Raw genomic sequence first — 19332 nt, forward strand, 5'->3', positions numbered from 1 at the left:
AGATGCTTTTATGGAGATCATCAAAGAAAGAAAAGAGAAATATAACAAGGAGTTTGTAAGAAATAAAAATTAGAAAATGATAACTGCGGGCATTGACATAGGTTCCATTACAGCGAAGGCGGCCATTTTTGAAAATGGCAAACTTCTGGCTACAAAGGTTATTTTTACCGGATACAATGCGGAAGCCGCAGGTCTTAGAGTTTATGACGAAATTTTAAGCGAAAAGGGAATTGATAAAAACAGTGTAGCGAAAATTGTTTCCACCGGCTACGGTCGCAACAGCGTAAAGTTTTCCGATAAGTCTTATACGGAAATCATGTGTCATGCCGCGGGCGCTCATTTTTTAAATCCGCATGTCCGCACCATCATTGATATCGGAGGACAGGACAGCAAAGCAATTCTCCTTGACGATAAAGGCAAGGTGAAAAATTTCGTTATGAACGATAAATGTGCTGCCGGAACGGGGCGTTTTCTGGAAGTGATGGCCAGAGCCCTGGAAGTTAATTTGGACGAATTCGGGGCCATGTCTATAAAATCGAAACATCCTTCCAAAATAAGCAGCCTTTGCACAGTATTTGCGGAATCGGAAGTTATCTCTCTGATAGCAAAAGGAAATCAGAGGATGGATATTATCGCCGGAATTCATGAATCAATAGCTTCAAGAATTTCATCTATGATTGGACGTGTCGGAATAAAAGAACCGGTAATGATAACGGGAGGGGTAGCCCGAAATATCGGGGTTATCCATGCCCTCGAAAAGAAGCTGGGAATGAATATAGAAGTATCACCTTATGCTCAGGTCAACGGAGCGATAGGAGCCGCCATTATCGCTGTGTCACTATAATTGTTTATCCCCATAAAGAATTATACGGCTTAATCGGATAACTGAACTTTCTAAAAATATTTAAAAATAAAACAGGCAGATACGAGAACCTGCCTGTTTTGAAAAAACCTACCACGTTTTTTTATTCGATATTGGCGCTGACAACAGAGGCTATCTGCATCATATCAATGGTTTGTCCTTCTTTTAGTTTCGTAAAATCAACAACCTTACCGCTTTTGCCGGTAACTTTGGTGTTATTAAATATCTTAATTAGCTTGGCATCGGCCACGATATTCTTTCCCGCGTTTTCCGGCTTACCATTAACCGTTTTGGTTTGCAGTTTGTTTGCTTTAATGTAATCCCACAGTTTTTTTGTTATTTCAGTGCGTGGAAGTGCTTTAGCTCCCAGTAGCGCTGCTAAATCCGCCTTTAACTTTACCGGTTTGTTCAACCCTTTTTCTTCTGCCATAATTAAGCCTCCGTTTTTTTTAATTGTGTTAGAATTTTTTAATAAGATATTGCCGCGAGAAGTATAAGAACTTTCTATTTTGTATGTCAAGGAAATATTGAGACATGTTTTAATTATTGATTCGTAAATAAATGAGGCTGAATAATTAGTGGCTTAGGTCAGACAAAGGTAATGTTTATTGCTTTTTCGCCGAACATCAGGTATGTCATACGGGAAAATGTTATCGGAAACTGAGCTGTTTCCGACATGTTATGAGACCAAAAAAACAATGGATATTGGTTTTTAGAATAGTTTTAGAAAAGGAACGTTGAAAATGACAACAAATTTATCCCCCAAGATCGTCATTAGCGGTTCGGGGATTTGGACACCGTCAGATGTCATAACAAATGATGAACTGGTTGATAGCTATAACGCTTATGCGGAAAAGTTCAATTCCACTCATGCAGCGGATATAGCATCCGGTAAAATTAAGGAAAAGCCTCTCTCCAGTGCAAGATTCATCGAAAAAACATCCGGAATAAAAGAACGGCATGTATATGCAAAAGAAGGTATTTTAGATATTGATCGCATGCGTCCCAGATTTCCCGAACGAAAAGAAGAAGAATTAAGCATTCAGGCGGAGATCGGCGTTTTTGCCGCACGGAGGGCAATGGCCGCCGCCGGTAAGACAGCAGCCGATATTGATGCTGTTATTGTTGCCGGTGCTTATACTCAGCGGGCTTATCCTGCCATTGCCATTGAAATACAGAATGAATTGGGCATTGATGGTTTTGGATTTGACATGCTGGTGGCTTGTTCGGCGGCGACATTCGGTCTTCACCGCGCATATGACAGTTTGAAGTCCGGTTCAACAAAGTGTGTTTTGGCTGTAAATCCGGAACTGAATACCCCTCAGGTAAATTTTTGTGACCGTGATAGTCATTTCATTTTTGGTGATGTTGCTACTGCCATAATAATGGAGCGGTCTGAAACCTGTACGAGCCCGAACAGTTACGAAATTTTGAGCACAAAAGCGCTGACTAAATTTTCAAACAATATCCGCTCCAACTTCGGACATCTGTCTTATGTTACAGATGTTGATCCTTTCGGTTGGGACAAATTTTTTCATCAGTCAGGACGCATTGTATTTAAAGAAGTAAGTCCGATTGCCGCCAAACATATTGGGGAGCATCTGGCAAGCCTTGGTTTAAAGCCCGGGGATATAAAAAGGTTCTGGCTTCACCAGGCAAATATCAACATGAACAATATGGTGGTAAAACAACTCTTTGGTGAAGAGGTTGATGAAAAAACTATCCCGACAATTCTTGATACGTATGCAAACACGGCATCCGCAGGATCAATTATTGCATTTCATCTTTATAATAATGATCTGAAAAAAGGCGATATAGGGGTGATATGTTCTTTTGGTGCCGGATATTCCGTTGGCAGTTTGGTTTTACGCAAACGGTGAACTGGATATGACCTGAAAGCGGTAATCCAGAACAATCTACTAATTTAATTTCTTCCTAAAAGCAGCAATGCGTATAAAATACAGACGTTCAGCGACAGTAAAAACTGTTTGTACTCGATACCAGATATTGAAAACATGCCTTATGGAAGGAATATCTTATAAAAAATCAATTGGAGAGAGGTGAAATGATCGGGAAGCCGGGATTTGACAACGAAAAATACATCAAGGAACAAACAACAGAAATCCTCAAGAGAGTTGATCGTTTCAACAACAAACTCTACCTCGAATTCGGTGGCAAACTTTTATATGATTACCACGCCGCCCGTGTTCTACCCGGTTACGATCCTAATGTAAAGATGCGACTGCTCAGAGAATTGAAAGACAAAGCAGATATAATTCTCTGCATTTACGCCGGGGATATTGAAAGAAAAAAAATTCGCGCCGATTTCGGGATTACCTACGACGCGGACGCATTAAAACTTATAGATAATCTTCGGACATGGGGAATAAATGTGCTGGGCGTCGTCATCACCCGTTTTGATGAGCAACCCTCTGCTATAATCTTTAAAAACAAGTTGGAACGACGAAACATTCCCGTTTATACGCACAGATTCACCAAAGGCTACCCAACGGACGTGGAAATGATAGTCAGTGATGAAGGTTATGGCGCCAACGATTTCATCGATACAAAAAAACCTCTCGTTATCGTGACTGGTCCGGGACCGGGAAGCGGCAAAATGGCAACCTGTCTTTCCCAACTTTATCACGACTATAAACGTGGCATAAAATCCGGTTACGCCAAATTTGAAACTTTTCCTATATGGAACATTCCTCTCAAACATCCGGTAAATGTGGCTTACGAAGCAGCAACGGCTGACATTCGGGATTTCAATCTTATTGATCCGTTTCATCTTGATGCCTACGGAGAGAAGTCTGTTAATTATAATCGTGATGTGGAAGTTTTCCCTGTTCTGAAGAGAATTCTGGAAAAGATTACGGGAGAACCATCATTTTACAAATCGCCAACGGACATGGGTGTTAATCGCGCCGGTTTCGCTATTATAGATGACGAAGTCACAAAAAAAGCGGCTAAAATGGAAATTATCCGTCGTTACTTCCGTTATCGCTGTGAATATGCAATGGGATTTACCGACAAAGAAACTGTTCAGCGTGTTGAACTTTTCCTCAAAGATTTTAATCTTGTACCGGAAGAACGCTCTGTTGTGACACCGGCGCGGGAGGCTGCCGGAGCGGCTCCGGTGGAAGCGAGAGATTATGAAAGAGGTAATGAAGGAATATTCTGCGGTGCTGCCCTGGAATTAAAAGACGGAACAATAATAACGGGAAGCAACTCATCTCTTATGCATGCCGCAACCAGTATGGTTCTTCACGCTATAAAACATCTGGCGGAAATTCCCGACAAGATAAAACTTTTGCCGCCGCATATAACCGATTCGGTAAAGAATCTGAAAACGGAAATACTTGATGAAAAATCGTTAAGTCTCGATCTGGAAGAAGCGCTTATTGCTGTAAGCATCAGTGCGACAAATAATCCGGCCGCTCAACTGGCAATAGAAAAACTCAGGGAACTCCGTGATTGTGAAGCTCATATGACTCATATCCCTACGCCCGGTGATGAAACAGGGCTGAGAAGGTTGGGCATTAATCTGACAACGGATCCAAACTTTTCAACTAATGATTTATTCATCACGTAGGAAACAATTACATAAAGATAAAAAACAAACCTGCCCTTTTGGTTTTTAAAATATTTTATTCGTGATGGTTGTTGATATGGTCGAAAAAACAATTTGCCTCTAGAAGGTGAATATGATGCACTATTCTCATGACCAATGAGACAAAATCAATTGACAAAGAAAATATCTTTTGATTAATAATTTTCAAAATATAAAGGAGGTTAATATGTCCATCAAAGTTGCGATTAACGGATTTGGAAGAATTGGCCGGCTTGTGTTCAGAGCTGGATATAAAAGCAAAGATGTGGAATTCGTGGCGGTAAATGATCTTGCAGATGCCAGAACACTTGCTCATTTGTTGAAATACGATTCAAATCATGGAATATTGGATGCCGAAGTTAAGGTCGACAATAACGCAATAATTGTTGATGGCAAAGAGGTCAAGACCTTTTCTGTCAGAGAACCGGAATCGTTACCCTGGAAAGACTTAGGAATTGACGTTGTTTTGGAAAGTACCGGAAAATATACAGACAAGGCAGGTGCGGAAAAACACATCAAGGCAGGCGCTAAAAAAGTTGTTATTTCTGCTCCGGCTAAAAATCCGGATGTAACTTTTGTTCTTGGTGTCAATCAGGAAGTGTACGACAAATCAAAGCATAATGTAATTTCCATGGGATCATGCACCACAAATTGCCTCGCGCCGATTGTCAAAATATTGCATCAGGAATTCGGGGTTGAATACGGTTTGATGACGACTATTCATGCCTACACTAATGACCAGGTTGTGCAGGATGAACCACACAAAGATTTAAGAAGAGCCCGTGCTGCCGCACTTTCTATGATACCTACCACAACCGGAGCCGCCAAGGCGATTTCGGAAGTCATACCGGAAATGAAAGGAAAGCTTGATGGGTTGGCTATACGGGTTCCGACACCAAATGTTTCTATCGTTGATTTTGTGGCCACACTTTCAAAGAGCGCGAAAAAGGATGAAATTAACGCAAAATTCAGAGAATATGCAAAAGGAGCCATGAAAGGAATTCTGATGTGTTCGGAAGAAGAATTGGTTTCCCGTGATTTCAATGGCAACAAGCATTCCTCTATAGTGGATATTCCGAATACAACTGTCATCGGCGGTAATATGGTAAAAGTGCTTTCCTGGTATGACAACGAGTGGGGTTTTTCCAACAGAATGCTGGAGCTCCTTTCTTTTATCATGAAGTAAAATAAAAATAATCAAAGGTAAAACATGAAATACATTGATCAGATCGACTTGGAGGATAAACGAGTATTTTTGCGGGTGGACTTCAACGTCCCGATGGATAAAGAAGGAAATGTTACCAGCGATAAACGTGTGAGGGCGAGCGTCCCGACGATAAATTACGCGCTGGAAAAGGGAGCTAAATTAATCATCGCTTCTCATTTGGGCAGACCGAAAGGTAAAAGAGTTGAGGAAATGTCGCTTAAGCCGGTGGTGAAGGTTCTATCGGGACTGTTGCAAAAAGAAGTCATGTTTTTAGATGATTGTGTGGGAGAAAAAGTTGTTCAAGCCGTCAACAACATGAAAAAGGGAGATATTATTCTCTTGGAAAATCTTCGATTTCACCCGGGCGAAGATAAAAACGATTCGGAGTTTGCCAAACAGCTAGCTGCGCTTTGCGACGTTTACATTGATGATGCTTTTGCAGTATCGCATCGCGCGGCGGCATCAAATTCGGCGATCACGGAATTTGTTACAACATGCGCTGCTGGTTTTTTATTGAAAAATGAAGTCGAATATTTCAAAAAAGCCATGGTTAATCCGGCGCATCCTCTGATCGCGATTATCGGCGGAGCCAAGGTTTCCGATAAAATCGGCCTTTTGGAAAATCTCATCGAAAAAGTGGATAAAATTCTTATCGGTGGCGGCATGGCGTTTACTTTTTTACGGGCGGCCGGCTACGAAACAGGCAAATCTCTTTGTGAAGAAGACATGCTGGATACGGCACGCAAGATTGTAGATAAAGCAAAACAAAAAAACGTGCAGTTTTTACTGCCAGTTGACGCTGTTATAGCTCAAACCACGACGGCGGAAGCTGAAGCAAAAGTTTGTGGCGTGAAAGAAATTCCCAAAGACATGATCGGATTGGATATAGGCCCGGTCACGATTTCAGTGTTTAGTGAAGCTTTAAAAGGGGTGAAAACAATAATCTGGAACGGCCCCATGGGCATGTTCGAACTTGCGCCTTTCAGCAAAGGGACCTTCGCGCTGGCCCAAGCCGTGGCTGATTCTGGAGCGCTATCCATAATCGGCGGCGGCGATACGGATACGGCAATAAAAAAAGCGGGCTTGAGCGCTAAGATGTCTTATATTTCAACAGGCGGTGGAGCATTTCTCGAGTGGCTGGAAGGGAAAATTCTGCCGGGAATTGCTGCGCTGGAACGATAAGGAGGGAATAATGAGAGAATGGATTGTTGCCGGTAACTGGAAAATGCACAACAATGTTGCCGAATCTATTACGTTGGCCAAAGCTATCAAGGAAGGTTCAAGGGCCATTAAAAATGGGGAAGTGATTGTAGCGCCGACTTTTACCGCTTTATTCAATGTCGGTGAGGCTATCAGTGGTTCGAAGATATTGCTGGCTGCCCAGAACATGTATTACGAAGATAAGGGAGCGTTCACGGGAGAAATATCACCGGGTATGCTCAAGGATGCAGGATGCACTTACGTAATTATTGGTCATTCGGAGCGTAGAAAATATTTTCACGAACAAGATAGTGATGTGAATTTGAAAGTCAAAAAGGCTTTGATGGTCGGTTTAAAACCTATCATGTGTGTGGGAGAAACTGATGAGGAAAGAGAAAAAGGAGTCACCCAGTCAGTGGTTGGCAGACAAGTGAAAGAGGGATTAAGCGGTGTGGAAAAAATTGAAGATGTTGTTATTGCTTATGAACCGGTATGGGCAATAGGGACGGGTAAAGTAGCTACACCGGCGCAGGCACAGGAAGTGCACTCCTTCATACGCGGTATCTTAAAAAATTTGTATGGCGGCAGTACGGCTGACGACGTTCGGATACTTTATGGCGGAAGCGTGACCAAAGATAATATCGGCGACTTAATTGCGATGGCAGATATCGACGGCGCCCTTGTCGGCGGTGCGTCATTAAAGGCGGATGGTTTTCTGGAAATCATTAAAGCAATTTCCGGCAAACAATAATTTCATGCCTCAAATTCATGTGCTTATTGCCCCTTTTACAAATTCGTTCTTTCTATGTCATCAAATAGAGGATTCATTATTGCTTCGGAGAAGTAATTGAAGAACAAACACAACTGTCTTATCTCCTCCTGCTATAATGTATTACTTTTTAAAAAATATCCGGCAACGGTGTAAAACATGAATAATCTACGTAATCATTTAGCAGGAATAGCTTTTCTGTTATTGAGTGTTGTTTTTCCGGCGGTGGTGATAAACGGTTGCGGATCATCCGATTCACAGGATAGCGAAAGTTCCGTGTCTTATGAGTTCAATGTCACCGATTCACCTACCACGATTACATCCGGCGATGAACCTTTCATGGAAGAGGAAGCGGTTTTTGATTCGATTTCCGGTATGGCCGGACATCATTCTTCTTCACTTACAATTTTCCCCGACGGTGAAATGCTGGCCTCGTGGGTATCTTATAGCGGAGAGCATGAACTGTCGGGTACTGTAATTTACAGGTCGCGAAAAATGCCCGGCGGGTCATGGGAAACCCCTCAAGTTCATAGCGACCGTTCCACAGGTGAAGGCAATCCGGTGCTTTACAGTGAAGACGATCGTGTATGGATTTTTCAGGCGGTGGTTCCCGGAGGATGGGATACGTCGCATATTGAATTTCAGGAATCCACCGATAGGGGAGCAAACTGGACCGATCCTGTCGTTTTGGGATCGACATTGGGACCAGATGTCAAATATCCGCCGGTGCGCCTGAATGATGGGACTTTACTTTTGCCCGCATACGACGAGCTTACGAGCGCATCGCTTTACTATACATCGGTAGACGGAACAAGCTGGAGTAAGCGATCATCGGTTGCGAGTAATCCGGGAAATACCGAGCCGTCATTCGTTCAATTAAGCACGGGCCGGTTAATCAGCGTTATGCGCAATGAAGGACAGGGATGGCTATGGGTAACGGCTTCGGATGATAATGGAACGTCATGGTCGGAACCGAAAGACAGCGGTTTTCTGAATCCTGCGAGTGCTACGCAGATAATTCGTCTGGCGAACGGGCATTTGGTGTTGATTTATAATGACAGTGCCACGATACGCAGACCCCTTTCGATTGCGCTTTCGGCAGATGAGGGACGCACCTGGCCTTATAGAAAAGTCTTGAAGGACGGGACAGACACGTACAGTTATCCTTTTGCAGTTCAGGGGCCCGATGGAATAATTCACATTCTCTATAGTCTGAATCGCGACAAGATCATGCACATAGCTGTCAATGAAGCATGGATAATTTTATAAAATTTTTAAATATCCCAGATGAATATAACGCCGCTGGTGGGGAAAATCCAATCTTTGCCGGATATCTTAATGCCGATGGACTTTCCTTTCTTTATTGATACGGAGGGCTGTGAAAGTCTTCCGGCAAAAAAACTTTCTTCCCTGACGTTTTTTATACCCGCCTTCTCATAATTGAAGTTAATTTCCAATCCTCTTACCGGATAAACTAAATATATAGGGAAGATTTTATTCTCCCTGGCCTTCTTGGTGGAAATTTCTATTTCCAATTTCACTTCGGTGTTTATTTTCTTCTTCAGCTGTTCGGAACCGCACCAGATTTCGTAGCCGCGCTTTGTATTTTTTGTTTCGATAATGGGAACGTTTTCGTTATCAATGCGGACTCTTTCGACGGTAAAATCACGGTCTATGACCAAATCTTTTCCGTTGTTCAAAAGCCAGCGATATTCGCAACGCGGGTCTTCAAATAATGCGGCTAACTGGGCATTATTGGAAGCACAGCCGATCATAAAGATATTATCGCGAAATGTTTTTTTATACTCTACGTGTGTGTTGACGCGAAGATAATCTCTGGAAGATGCAGCGTTTTTTGCTTTTGATAGTTTTGCTATACTAATGTCATAGCGAAAACCGGAGCGCAGTTCCAGCCGGCGATCTTCTTTGCCGAAGAGGGTTTCAAACATTTCATAATAAATGGCATTGCCCAGTTCTTCGTCACATGCACGCGTTTGCAGACAATGACGGATAATATTATCAATTCGGGAAATAGATTTTTCTTCATCCGGAATAAATATCCGCCGCAGTCTAGGCTCGAAAGCTTCCTTCTTTCCCTTTAGCAGGAAAACACGCGGCGCTCTTTTCCCTAGAGCGCAAAGGACTTCATAACTGATGGTACTGGCTTTGGCCGCGATTTCATTGGCGCTGATACATTCTTTCCCCTGCCTGCCCAGAAGAACAACTTCATCACCGACGTTGCAATCGGGAATATGGGTGACGTCAATTGTGCACATATCCATCGAAATTCTTCCGACGATGGGTGCTCGCTTGCCGCGGATTAAAGCCTCTCCCTGATTGGAAAGAATAAAGCCGTAACCATCTCCGTAGCCAACTGGTATAGTAGCTATAAGTGTTTGTTTTTTAGTTATGTATGTGCTGCCGTAGCCGATACCGTAACCTGATGGGAACCTTTTAAGTAAAACAATACTGGTTTTAAAAGACATTACCTGTGCCAGCTTGGCTCCTGACTCATTATCCGGTGAAGGGTAAATACCGTAAGTCATGATTCCCGGGCGCACCATATTCAGTTTGAAATCAGGATAGTTTAAAATTGCGCCGCTATTATCTATATGTCGGATGGGAAATTCTATTCCGGAGTGCTTAATTTCTTTAAGCAAATTAGAAAAGAACCGCCACTGCTTATCATTGTACGGGGTTATCTTTTCACTGGAAGCAAGATGGGTGAAAATTCCTTCCATTGTAATGTTGGGCAATTTGTATATTTCAAGGATGAGCTTCAGTGCTTCAGTGTGCATTGTTCCGCCACGACCCATACCGGTATCCACTTCGATATGCACGGGAAGTTTATGACCCGCTTTGGCAAGTGCTTCGTTGAGTTTCTTCGTAAAATACAGGTCTGAAACAGACGGCGTAAGGTTGTACTTGATGATTTGCTCGATTTCCACAGCGGTGGAGGGTCCTAAAATAACAATGGGCGCTTCGATTCCGCTTATTCTGAGTTGAACGCCTTCATCGGCATTGGCTACACCAAGAATCCGCGCGCCGTTTTTTAATGCCGTGTTGGAAATTTCTATGGCGCCGTGTCCATAAGCGTCGGCCTTAACGACCTGCATAAAATCAACTTGCGGACCGATTAATCTTTTTATTTCTTTCAGATTACCAATAAAATTATCCAGATCAACTTCGACCCAGCTGCGATATTTTTGTTCCTTTTTTAACGGCATAAATTGTTCCAATAGATTTTCGCTGTATAAATTGCAACGCTATAGCGGTTGATTTTTCTGCGCTTATTTGCGGAGATTTTTAGATGAAAATTTTAACCAGGACAAATATATTTTTTTGGATAATATCAAATCGTTGATGAAAGTCAAGCCGTCTGTGTCTTTCAAAAAAATCAGCAATTTATGCTTGAAAAAATATTTTTTTTAATTAGAATGAGATAAATAATTGGAGGGTGAATATTATAACCCTTCACAACGAGGAGGAAAAACCAATGGCAAAAGTAAGGTCTGGAGATGTTCTGAGTTGTGAAGTATGTGGACTTACTGTAATCGTAGACGAAGAATGTGGTTGTGCTACGATAGACATTATTTGCTGTGAAGAGCCGATGGTCCATACTGGTGTATCAAAAATGAAGCTGCTACAGGCTGCAGCGGAGCCGAAAAAAAAGGCGGCAGTGAAAAAAGTAAAGACAGTAAAGAAAAAAGCGCCTAAAGCGAAAAAGAAACCTGTAAAGAAGACTGTAAAAAAAGCGGCAAAAAAGAAATAAACGGAGCCCCTCCAATAAAAGCCGGTTAATTTCGAGTGGCGTTGTTAATTGTCTGAAAATTAAATCTTCAATTTAATAGGGTCTCGCGAGAAGGCGGGATCCTATTAACCCTGTGTTTTTATCAAATGGTTCATCCCATATAACTATTGGCACAAAAGCCAGGCCGAAAAACCTGGTTACCTACGGTACTTATGTTCTGAACTTGAAAAATTATGTGAATTCTGATTAAGAATTGACATAATCTTTTTTGTGCAGGAATCTTCCTTATGACAACAAAAAATAACCCAAATAAAAAAAGTAATGAGTGGGATTCATCCGCTCTGAAAGTTAATTTGGAAAGAACCGCCGTAACCATAGAAATACCGGAGCGGTATGCACCCCTGCTCAAGGTTGTGGAAGACCACTACGGTCTGCAGAAGAAGACTCGTGAGCTGCTGACGGAATTAAACCATCCTTTCATTAACTGGGAATATGTCCTCAAAGAACTGAAAGCAATTTCCATTGGAGATTTTTATATTTACAACAATCATCGTGACGGATTGTCCGCTCTTTCCATGATGCTGCATATTTACTTTGATGTTATCAGGTTGGCATCAAGTAATGATATAAAAGACAGCGCTATACACTATCTATTCGATTATATTGACACGATACTTACTCAGAGTGGTGAATATCTTTCGCGAAACTTATCCATGTTTCCGGATATTACCACATCTCTTATTAATATTGCGGAGGGGAATGAGATTCTCTGCAAGAAATGTTCGGCTTACCTCAAAAGAATCATCAAGAGCATAACGGAGAACAATATAGATATTCGCACGCCCATGTTTGATCAATTAGTCTACCGGATGTTTAAAATAACGTATCAATTCTGGCTTACCCAGCCGGATCCCTCCGGGTGGTTTGATCAAGAGGAGAGCGAAACAGCCGAATCAAACAATGCCTATGGACAGTTCATTGGGCCATTAAGTCACCAGTGTCTTCATACTCTGCTTGAAGATTTGGAAAATCTTAACCCGGGCACACAGAAAAAAAGCGAAAATCGCCTGAAAAAGTATCTTGATATGCCTGATTATTTTCAAATAATAAACGGTTATTTGATCGTTGCTGACCAGTTGGAAAAATCACCAGCGCATCAGGGGCGTCAACACCTGGCCAAATTAAGTTTTCTGTTTAAAACAATGGATGTTCCCAGTCTTGCCGACATTCACGCGAGCGCTTTGCGGGAAATCAACCACTCTCTGAACAAAGTTTTTCAGGAAGAAAAGAAGGAAAATCTCAACGAATTTGTACGCAAAATATTTGGTTTTCTCAAAAAGAGCAAATCTCAACGTGAATTCAGTATTGCAAACTTTGATTGCATCACGACAACGGCAAAGGAAGTTTTTGCTCAAAACAGCCATTCCCTTGTAGATACATTTATTGATGAACTGATATCTTACGGTTTTCAATATCCGGAAATTACAGGTTCAACTACGGAATGGCAGGTAAAGGTCAATCCGGCTCATATCATCAATATTCGGTCCTGGCTGGAAATTATCGGGATGAAACCCAGATGGACAAAAAGATTGATTTCAGCGTTAATAATCAATTTGAAAATGGGAGGAATTTTTATCCGTGACACGGATCTCATTCAGAAGAACATCTCCGCACTGCTCAATACCGATGTCGCACCGGCGTATAATCTGACAAAGCAACTTCTTAGAATTTTTCCGGTCTATTTCAGTGAAATCGGCGCCGAAGGCGAACTGAGGGATATTTCCACCAAGGTTGATGAGCTTTCTTTGCGCAACGACAGACTGGTGTATTTTTTCCGCAAACAATCCCACGTGGAAAGCAATAGTCAGATCGTAAAATTTGTTGAGGACATATTAAATTATTGGCGTTCCGGCGACAAAGAATTTATCCGCATACATCTGCCTGATGAAGTGTATGAACAAGTTGTTAATTCCGGAGAATATTTCGACGGAATGCACAAAGTGTTTAAGGCTTTCTTTTCCAAAATAAAAGATATCCGTGATTTTCTGGAATGGGATACAGCAAAAGTGTGCAAAGAACTCAATCATGTACAGGATATTAATGAAAGAGATCAGGAACGGATTAAAATAATGATCCGTATTTATCAATTAATCTATAAAAAATACTATCCCCAGTATATCGATTTGTTGAAAGATTTGGGATCAGACAACGCTTTTAACAAAACTGATATTTTATCTCTGAAGCGAGCCCTGGACAGCAAAAATCATTACCGGAGCCTTACGATTATCTTGAAATTCCTGTCTATATTGAAAGCAAAAATTCTCTCTTCCAAGAAAACACAGTTTTATGAAAACATATATTACAAAAGGCACATAGCGGCAGGCATTCCATCGATGTATGGAACCTATAATGAGAAAAAATTTGAGGCCGTTGGATTATCTCTGAGACTGGAAACCCTTGCCACTATGCTTTTTGAGGAGTTGATTCAATCATTGAATCTCAAATTCATTACCAAACACACCATCGCCAAGATTCATACATGTTTGTGGCTCTATATCCACGCTCTGGAACTGGAAGGTGTTTCTACAGAAGGCCTGGGAACTAAAATCAAATACGTGACGAACGCCTTGCCGATCAAGCAGTTTTCCATAGACCAATACATAGACATCTTTCGTTTTATTTCCAAAGATATTCAGGATATTATTCGTAATTATTACATTGATGCCCACAGCCCCAATCTGCCTGTTATTATCGGTCAGATTTATCATCAAATTTCCGAAGCCGAAACAAAATCCGGACAGAAAAAATATGAAAAGTCCATCTACCAGCACTCGGAAAATTTTATCAGAGGAATGATATCTTCGGCCTTCGGCCTTCAGGTATTGGACAACTTTATCAATGCAGTCATCAAAACTCTAAATGCTGAGTCAGAAAAGTTTAAGGATAATAAACAAATTCTCAAAGTCCTCATGTCCTATAATCCGGAGTCGACTGTTTCATCCTTTTACAGAAAGAATAAAAAATTGGATAATCAAATACTTCTCGGGAATAAGGGATATTTTCTCAAGGAGCTGGTATCTTTTGGTTTTAATGTTCCTCCGGGGTTTATTATCACCACAGAAGTATTTAGAGGATATGATGCGGTCTATGGCTATAAATATATCTTTAATGACCTGGCTGTCCGGGTAAACAAAGAGATAGCCACGCTAGAGAAGATAACCGGCCGCAAATTCGGTGATCGCCGCAATCCATTGCTGTTATCAGTACGAAGCGGCGCTACGGTCTCCCTCCCCGGCATGATGAAATCTTTCTTAAATCTGGGGATCAACGAATCCATAGCAGAAAATCTCAGCACAAAGGAAAACTTCCAATGGGCGGCATGGGATTCGTATCGCCGGTTTTTACAGACATGGGGAATGTTCCAGGGGATGAATCGTAATTTTTTCGATGCAATAATAAACGAATTCAAACAGAAACATGGAGTGGAAAGAAAAATACAGTTTTCCCCCGTCCAAATGAAACAGATTGCCCTCTCCTATAAGGAAGGAATAATAGACAATGGCATTGTGCTCAAAGATAAACCTCTGGAGCAATTACGGCACGCCATTCTCCAGGTTTTTGATTCGTGGTATTCGGAACAGGCGGAAATCTATCGCCATCAGATGCATCTCTCCGACAAATGGGGAACAGCCGTTATTGTCCAGGCAATGGTCTATGGAAACCTCAATGAGCACTCCGGGTCAGGCGTTATTTTTACCCGCGAACCCAAAAGCTCATCGTCCGATGTGACACTCTATGGAGATTTTATATTTGGTGTTCAGGGAGACGATATTGTTTCCGGGCTGGCGGAGACATATTCTATTTCGGAAAAGCAACGCATGGCGGAACGCAGACCTTCGGAAATATCTCTGGAAACAAAATTCCCTGAGATTTACGCCGAACTGGTCAGAATTGCCGAGGTCCTGATTTATGAGAAAGGTTTCAACCATCAGGAAATTGAATTTACCTTTGAAGGAGCAACCCGCGATAAATTATATATTCTGCAAACGCGGGACATGAATCAAATAAAGACAAAAAGATGGCGGCATTTTAAAGATACCAGGACTCTGCAAGCATCCATGCTGGGAACAGGCATAGGAGTGAACGGTGGTGCCCTTTGCGGCCGGGCGGTATATTCGGAATCAGACATTAAACGTTTCCGTAGTGCTGAACCGGAGACGCCTCTTATTCTGGTGCGTCCAGATACGGTTCCTGATGACGTCGGAATTCTGCTGCAGGTTGAAGGACTTCTAACTGCCAAAGGTGGAAGCACTTCGCATGCCGCGGTAACAATCCCGCAATTGAATAAGGTCGGTGTTGTCGGTTTCAGTAAACTAAAAGTTTATGAGGTCGATGAATACGCAACAATAGGAGACCTTGCAATTAAAGCAGGAGACTTTATCAGCATAGATGGTTGGAGTGGCACAGTATATTCGGGAAAACATGAAAGCGAGGCTGAAGAATTGCATGATATAACATTCTGACGGCAGCTTATGAACCTCAGCGGCGGGAAGCCGTCCAAATACTGAGAGCTCTGCAAATCGCCTCTATTTGTCATAGAGGCGAAGAGACTGTGTCGCAATCCTTATTTGTCATTGCGAGTTCACGACAGTGAACGTGGCAATCTATATTAGATCAGCTAACTACGAGATTGCTTCGTTCGTTACTCTCCCTCGCAAAGACAATTACAACACAGCCTCGAAGGCCGGTGCGACAAAACTATTATTTTTATAAAGTTGCGCAAAATTCTTATAAAATGTTTTTGTGAGTGTAAACAGTCAGATCTGCCATCCTGTTTGTATAGCTTCCATATTCATTATCATACCAGCCGAATATCTTGGCATGGACAACAGGCACTTTCATTAACTTCTCGGGAAATGCCTTCATCAGACCGGCGGGAAAATTTGGAATATTAGCAATATCCAAATTAATGAAGGCAGTGCGTGTGTGGTTAAACTGCCCTTCAATGATTACCGTCGCGTCCACGCCGATAAGATCGGTGGATACATTTTGTTCCATCGTAAATTTTATTTTGCGTTCGGGATTACTTTCGGCTGCTTTGAGGTAAATGTCGTTGATCATTTTAGTATTGATGACATTCTCAGCACCACGTTTATTCATACGCGTTTGGAAAGTAACATTCAGAACGATTAAGGACATGGTATTGGTGGGCACCCTGATGGAATCCGCCATAAAACCGATGTTCTGTACTTCCGGAATTACATCTCCCAGGGCCTTTGCAGCATTCGTAGATGTCAGAATTATATTGTTCAAAATGCTTCGATTCTTTCTCAGATCAATTTCGCCAGCCTTCGGAACCTTGTCCAGTACGCTCTGAGAATTGGTAACGGCATGAATAGTCGACATAGAGGCTGTAAGGATGATGTTTGTTGCCTCGTTTTCCAGAAGAGGTTTGATCATGTGGGCAAGTCCTGTTGTCGTGCAGGAGGCCGCGGAAATGACCTGGTGTTTTTTGGGATCGAAAGCGGTATGGTTGATTCCATAAATAAGAGTAACTGCGTCATCCGGTACGGACAACGCTTTGTTTTTTATCTTGAAAGGTGAAGAATTGATGACAACTTTTGCCCCGCCGTGTAAATGTCCGCGGATTGAACCGCTTTTATTATCTGAAGAAATTGTCGGGTCTTTGAATTTACCTGTGCAATCCAGAACGACATCAATTCCGTATTGTCTCCAGGGAACATCGGCGGGATTTCTTGCTTCGCGCAGAATCGTAATAGGCACTCCGTCAATCAGCATCTTGCCTTTCTTTTCGTCAACAATCTGAATAAGACGCTCTGATTTCATGCCATAGAGGAATCTATGGAGCAATCCATACGTCGCATCTTTTTCAATTACCTGGGCGATGACATCCAACCCTGTCCCTGCTTCCCGCCCCAGATTTACAACAATTTCTTTAAAATATTTTCTGCCGATATGGTGCCATAGAGATAGCTTCCCGATTCTTCCCAGACTGTTGATACCGAGCACCGGCGGCTTGTTTTCCAATATTTGAACCTTTGCCATTATAAATATCCTCCTTTATTCCTGCTTTCACAGAAAGAAAAATGCCGATAGATTTCCTTTTTGATTATTAATGAAAAAAAACGCAGGGAACCCCTGCTGAAATATAATGAAAATAAGACTATTAAAAAACGGTTTTGTGGTGACCGGGACCATGAAAAATCTCCCTTAAAAGGTCGCCGTCTACATACAAGAAAGACAACGCAAAGTCAACAAAAAACAAAGATTCTAAAACATACAATGCATTTAAATAGTTCATATAACAGAAAAATTGACTATATAAGTATTTTTTTATATAAAAAGAAAAGTGGCAGTTAATAAGGACGTGAGCCTGATAAATATTCAGTAATTTACTATTTAATTAGTTTGAGAAAAGGAGAATTTAATGACACTACGCTTGTTGCGAACGATTCTGGCATTATTTGTTTTATTGACGGCTTCCGGTGTTTGGGCCGAAAGCTCCGTGTGGGTAGTCAGCTACTCCAAGGCGAAAGTTTATCTGGCCGGATCTTTCCATATGCTGAGGGCGTCCGATTATCCTCTGCCTGCCGAATTTTTTACAGCTTATAAGGATTCCCGTAAAATCATCTTTGAAATACCGCCTGATGAGACGGGAAACATGGGAAATATGGCAGAATTTCTTGGCGGGGCAATTTATTCTGACGGCACAACTCTCAAAGATCATCTTTCATCAGAGGCTTACGCCAAGGTAGAAAAATTTTGTAAAGAACGAAATTATCCCCTGGAACTATACCGGCTATTTAAACCGGCATTGTTTGCAATGACGCTTACGGTTCAGGAAATGAACAGAATCGGGGCAGACCCGCAAAAGGGGATTGATTATTATTTCAAAGAAAAAGCTCTGCAGGATAGGAAAGAGACAGGGAGTCTGGAGACGGTCGATCAACAACTTCGCCTTCTTCTTTCCATGGAAGCAATTGTGGGAAGCGATCAAATTCTCGAATCTATCGATGAATTTAAACAACTTGAAACAGCGCTGGGAGAATATCTGGCTGCCTGGAGAAAGGGCGATGAACCAAAGATGGAAGAACTTTACATCAATGGTCTGAAGCTCTATCCAAAATTATATAAAACCATAGTGATTGACAGAAACAATAAATGGATTGGAGATATCAAAAATTTTTTCAATGATTCGGGAAACACGATGGTAATCGTGGGAGCGGCGCATCTGGTCGGTCCGGATGGTCTGGTTAACTTACTGCGCAAACAGGGTTATAAAGTTGTTAAACTGCAGAAATGATAACGAAAAGCTCACCCGGAGCGAAGCGATCGGATGGAGCGCCTGGTTATGCGCTCATTATTTAGGATTCTGTTTTCTTAACCAGGATAGAATAAAAACAGTAATTGTTAAAAGCCCAAGGGCACAGAAAAAATAAAAACGTACTGTGGAATTAATCACAAACATCGGCATTCCACTATCTGTAATTGGTAGATAGAATAATATAGGATATAGTATAAACAGCCATGCAAGCACAATACGCATTATTCTTAGTAATGACATTTGTGATTTATAGGTATTCTTATATGAATAGGTAGCTTCATTATAAGGATCGATTCGATATAGTAATGTATTATAGATATTTCCAGATCCTGCGTTGCCAATAAAAATTGATGTGCTCAGAAAAATAAGAACTATAGCATAAATAACAATGAGAAATAACATAAGTATGATATCAATTAAGCCCATTAATACATTGACCTCTTGCGGATATTATATTTTCTAATATATGTTAACAAAATATTCCCTGATAATCTCTACATCATAACATTGTTTATATGGATCGATGCTAATATTGTAAACACCGACACTTCTGTCGGCATAAATTCCCTCATCAAAAACTACAAT

15 protein-coding genes are annotated in these 19332 nt (G+C 41.6%); 11 read left to right on the top strand and 4 right to left on the bottom strand.

Features of this window, described 5'->3' with window-relative positions:
* The first annotated feature begins 76 nt into the window (after nucleotides 1–76).
* Entirely contained in the window at nucleotides 77–844 is a 768-nt protein-coding gene (locus tag CVU62_11030; GenBank protein ID PKN37132.1) for a 2-hydroxyglutaryl-CoA dehydratase, read from the top strand.
* A 121-nt stretch (nucleotides 845–965) separates the two neighbouring features.
* Here the strand turns inward: CVU62_11030 and CVU62_11035 are convergent, their stop codons facing one another.
* On the bottom strand, nucleotides 966–1292 hold the full coding sequence (locus tag CVU62_11035; protein ID PKN37133.1) for a hypothetical protein: 327 nt from the start codon (nucleotides 1290–1292) through the stop codon (nucleotides 966–968).
* A gap of 313 nt (nucleotides 1293–1605) precedes the next feature.
* Between CVU62_11035 and CVU62_11040 the strand changes: the two genes are divergently transcribed.
* From CVU62_11040 to CVU62_11065, 6 genes are all read left to right on the top strand, one after another.
* Nucleotides 1606–2742: a beta-ketoacyl-ACP synthase III gene (locus CVU62_11040; protein PKN37134.1), complete on the top strand. Its 1137-nt coding sequence runs from the start codon at nucleotides 1606–1608 to the stop codon at nucleotides 2740–2742.
* A gap of 185 nt (nucleotides 2743–2927) precedes the next feature.
* Nucleotides 2928–4457, top strand: a complete 1530-nt coding sequence (locus CVU62_11045; protein PKN37135.1) for a hypothetical protein — start codon at nucleotides 2928–2930, stop codon at nucleotides 4455–4457.
* Nucleotides 4458–4662: 205 nt separating this feature from the next.
* A complete protein-coding gene (gene gap, locus CVU62_11050; protein ID PKN37136.1) occupies nucleotides 4663–5661 on the top strand; it encodes a type I glyceraldehyde-3-phosphate dehydrogenase in 999 nt (332 codons plus the stop codon).
* A 24-nt stretch (nucleotides 5662–5685) separates the two neighbouring features.
* Nucleotides 5686–6864, top strand: a complete 1179-nt coding sequence (gene pgk / locus CVU62_11055) for a phosphoglycerate kinase (protein ID PKN37137.1) — start codon at nucleotides 5686–5688, stop codon at nucleotides 6862–6864.
* Between the two features lie 10 nt (nucleotides 6865–6874).
* Entirely contained in the window at nucleotides 6875–7633 is a 759-nt protein-coding gene (locus CVU62_11060) for a triose-phosphate isomerase (protein PKN37138.1), read from the top strand.
* A 177-nt stretch (nucleotides 7634–7810) separates the two neighbouring features.
* Nucleotides 7811–8920: a hypothetical protein gene (locus CVU62_11065; protein PKN37139.1), complete on the top strand. Its 1110-nt coding sequence runs from the start codon at nucleotides 7811–7813 to the stop codon at nucleotides 8918–8920.
* A gap of 5 nt (nucleotides 8921–8925) precedes the next feature.
* Here the strand turns inward: CVU62_11065 and alr are convergent, their stop codons facing one another.
* On the bottom strand, nucleotides 8926–10878 hold the full coding sequence (alr, locus tag CVU62_11070; GenBank protein PKN37140.1) for an alanine racemase: 1953 nt from the start codon (nucleotides 10876–10878) through the stop codon (nucleotides 8926–8928).
* A 269-nt stretch (nucleotides 10879–11147) separates the two neighbouring features.
* Between alr and CVU62_11075 the strand changes: the two genes are divergently transcribed.
* Together CVU62_11075 and CVU62_11080 are read left to right on the top strand one after the other, a co-directional pair.
* Nucleotides 11148–11423 carry a hypothetical protein gene (locus tag CVU62_11075; protein PKN37141.1) on the top strand — a complete coding sequence of 92 codons (276 nt, stop codon included), beginning with the start codon at nucleotides 11148–11150 and terminating at the stop codon, nucleotides 11421–11423.
* Between the two features lie 266 nt (nucleotides 11424–11689).
* Complete coding sequence (locus CVU62_11080; protein ID PKN37142.1) at nucleotides 11690–15925, top strand: hypothetical protein; 4236 nt, start codon at nucleotides 11690–11692, stop codon at nucleotides 15923–15925.
* Nucleotides 15926–16190: 265 nt separating this feature from the next.
* Here CVU62_11080 and CVU62_11085 read toward each other — a convergent pair whose 3' ends face one another.
* The gene (locus tag CVU62_11085; protein PKN37143.1) at nucleotides 16191–17468 is read right to left on the bottom strand and encodes a glyceraldehyde-3-phosphate dehydrogenase; all 1278 of its coding nucleotides are present in this window, start codon (nucleotides 17466–17468) and stop codon (nucleotides 16191–16193) included.
* Between the two features lie 60 nt (nucleotides 17469–17528).
* Between CVU62_11085 and CVU62_11090 the strand changes: the two genes are divergently transcribed.
* On the top strand, nucleotides 17529–17783 hold the full coding sequence (locus CVU62_11090) for a hypothetical protein (protein PKN37144.1): 255 nt from the start codon (nucleotides 17529–17531) through the stop codon (nucleotides 17781–17783).
* A gap of 67 nt (nucleotides 17784–17850) precedes the next feature.
* Nucleotides 17851–18726 carry a hypothetical protein gene (locus CVU62_11095; protein PKN37145.1) on the top strand — a complete coding sequence of 292 codons (876 nt, stop codon included), beginning with the start codon at nucleotides 17851–17853 and terminating at the stop codon, nucleotides 18724–18726.
* A 57-nt stretch (nucleotides 18727–18783) separates the two neighbouring features.
* Here CVU62_11095 and CVU62_11100 read toward each other — a convergent pair whose 3' ends face one another.
* Nucleotides 18784–19173: a hypothetical protein gene (locus CVU62_11100; protein PKN37146.1), complete on the bottom strand. Its 390-nt coding sequence runs from the start codon at nucleotides 19171–19173 to the stop codon at nucleotides 18784–18786.
* Nucleotides 19174–19332 lie beyond the last annotated feature (159 nt).

It is taken from the genome of Deltaproteobacteria bacterium HGW-Deltaproteobacteria-2, assembly GCA_002840505.1.
Taxonomy (GTDB): domain Bacteria; phylum Desulfobacterota; class Syntrophia; order Syntrophales; family Smithellaceae; genus Smithella.